This is a genomic window from Viscerimonas tarda, assembly GCF_054601255.1.
The window spans coordinates 1-2,819 of the sequence record NZ_BAAHWV010000097.1; the positions used below are offsets into that span (position 1 = coordinate 1).

Here is a 2,819-nt window from a genome sequence, read left to right on the forward strand (position 1 = left end):
GTTCGGGACTTCCGAAAAAGCATACCTTTCGGGAAAGGATAACGGTATCGCTTTTTCATCCTTTGTGGAATATGTTTCGCCGGACAAGCAGGAAACGCTGCATTACGAAACCCTGCTTAAATACCGGCCTTCAACAAGCAAATACCAGCCTCAAAACCGCTTGTCGGATTCACTTTACATAGAAACGGAGGCTGATTTTATCCTGCTGAACAAACCTTTGGAAAGCAAGGGTCATATCGGAATCGACAATTCTTTCACCCGTTTGGCGGACGGCGCCCTATTCTTAAACAGCGGGCAGTATTTGCTGGCTGCCGCCGGAGGCATCAAGCATTACGGCAACGCCTGGTTTCTGGAAGACATTTCCTCGGAATGGTTTTCTTCCGGTTTTGCCGGCTCAGGCTGGGCGATTGTCCGCAATCAAACGACCGGTAATGTATCGGCAACCTTTGACGAACTGACTGTTCGTAAGAAAATGCGGATATATGAACTGGAAGTGCAAAAACTCAGCGCGACCAACGGCGCCCTGTGGATTAGCGACAGTTGCAGCGGGGACAGCGTTGAAAAAATTGAGAATTGAAAGTTGAAAGTTGAGAATTGAAAATGAAAGTTTTATGTCCATATATCATTACCCCAAATACAAAATACTGATAAGTCCCGATTCCAAAAGGACGCAGGGCTTGCAGGTTGGCGATGTGGTGCGGCGTCAGTATTTCGACTCGCCCAAACTCATTTATTCTTTAATGGTTGTCCTTGAAACAGGCGTGAACATTATCGGGGAAAACGAATCGCACTACTTTACCGGCGCTCTGCTCGAAGGCGACGAGCCGAAAACAGGCGAAGTGCTGGATTTTGTCCGCATTACCAATTTATTCAATAGAGATAGAAGCGGCGCCCTTTACCTGACAGCTTCCGATGCCGAATCCCCCTATATGGATGTAATTGACGGTATGGCAAGCGAAAATTCCCTGTGCTATCCCGCAATGGACGGCGGAATTACAGACATACCCGACAAAGACAAATACGCCGTTGCGGGGACAGAGTTTCTGACAACAGGCTATACGCAGGACGGACAGGAAGCGGGCAGGATTTTCAGGATTACAAGAAATAATGTTACTAATCCCGGCAATGCGCCTGTTGGACTGAAACAGACTATTGAAAAGGAAGTCAGCCATCCGCAAAGGCTGGTTATTTCCTACAAAATCCGCGCTTCCAAGTCAATGGAAAATGTTCCGGTCGGTTTCAGCTATACAAGCGGCGAAGAAACTGACGGCGCGGATACAATCAACATAACGGAAGAATGGAAATACCTCCTGCACATTATTACGGTTGATTATCCGCCCCAATACCGGAGAAGTTTTTCAATCGACCTGACCGTTCATTTGCTTTCGGAAAGCGACTGGGTCGAAATCGCCGACTTAAACATTGTCCTGCAAGCGGATTTGGCAAACTTTGCCAATGCCTCCAAAGTGCGTATCGGCAAGGTAAAAGGCATTATCGACCCCGTGTTCGGCGTACTGGAAGGTTACGGCGCTTATTTTCAAAACCTCTATGCCACTAAAAACGTAAACATTGCCGGAACACTGACCGCAGGCGACGAAAACGGCTTTTCGTCCACGTTCTATGTCGGAAAAATCCATAAGAACGTCATTTTAAACAGCATTGATTGTGCATTTGAGGATGAGGCTGCCTGCATTACGGAAGATAAAACACCGGTTGGAATAGGAAAAATCCGGCAAATCGGAAATTCGGCGCAATCAGTTGTGCAATCGGCACAGTGGCGCACTGCCCATACGGAACAAAAATACTGTTTTTCCGTATGGATAAAGTCTAACAGGGAAAGCTTACTTACTGTTTATCAAGACGAACATTGTATCGGAGCCATTGACATTGATTCCACCGATTGGAAGCGGTATTCTGTTTCTTTCTTTATCCGGCAATCGGAAAACGCCGCTATGGTTATCCGTTTGGAAACAACAGAAACCGGCGTAAAAATTACCGCCCCGCAGTTGGAAGCAGGCGCTACGCCATCACAGTATCAACCGACCGACGGCACACTCTCTTACGTGGAAGACTACGGCGCATGGTTTTCCAAAGGCGGCATCGGAGGAACGATTCAAAACCCGCTGTTGCGCCTCAATGAAGACGGCTCAATCAGCAGTCGCGACAATTCATTTGTGATAAAACCGGACGGAACAGGACACTTTGCATCCGGTCGTTTCCAGTGGACGAAAGATACCATAAGCTTGCAGGATGTAACCATTCGCTGGGAAGATTTTGATGATGAGGCGAAAGACAACCTGCTTCCCAAATCGGTCAGTTTAAGCGGAACAGACGTTTTTCATTATCCGGACGAATTGGAAAACACCGCAGAACCGACAGAAATTTATATCTATGCCGCAGAGCATAATTTTACGGCAACAACAAGAAAATGGCAATACCTCGCCTCCGGTTCCCTTTGGAAAAACATTGCCGGAACAAATCAGGATTTTATAAAAATTCTGCCTTCCGCCCATTATTGGGAAAGCCGGAATGTGCTTTCCGTCAAATACATTGCCGTTTGTGACGGAAAAGAATACACCGGTATTTTTACTGTTTTCAAACAATTTGACGGTCAGTCGGCATATTCTATACAGATAACGTCTTCGAGCGGATCGGTTTTTAAAAACGGGATTGTTTCCTCGCTTTTACAGGCAACAGTCCAAAAAGGCGGCATGGATGTCACGGATAAAATTCCGGAAGCCAATTTCAAATGGATACGAAAAAGTGACAATCCGGAAAGTGACGAGCTGTGGAACAGCGCCTCGCACACCGGAAAAACG

The 2,819-nt window shown here is 46.8% G+C and carries 1 protein-coding gene and 1 pseudogene; both read left to right on the plus strand.

Going from position 1 to position 2,819, the window contains the following annotated elements:
- Nucleotides 1-577 (plus strand): annotated as a pseudogene (locus ACYPWY_RS15895) (hypothetical protein); the annotation flags it as partial.
- Between the two features lie 34 nt (nucleotides 578-611).
- The coding region (locus tag ACYPWY_RS15900; protein WP_459686525.1) for a hypothetical protein at nucleotides 612-2,819 on the plus strand (2,208 nt) is incomplete at its 3' end.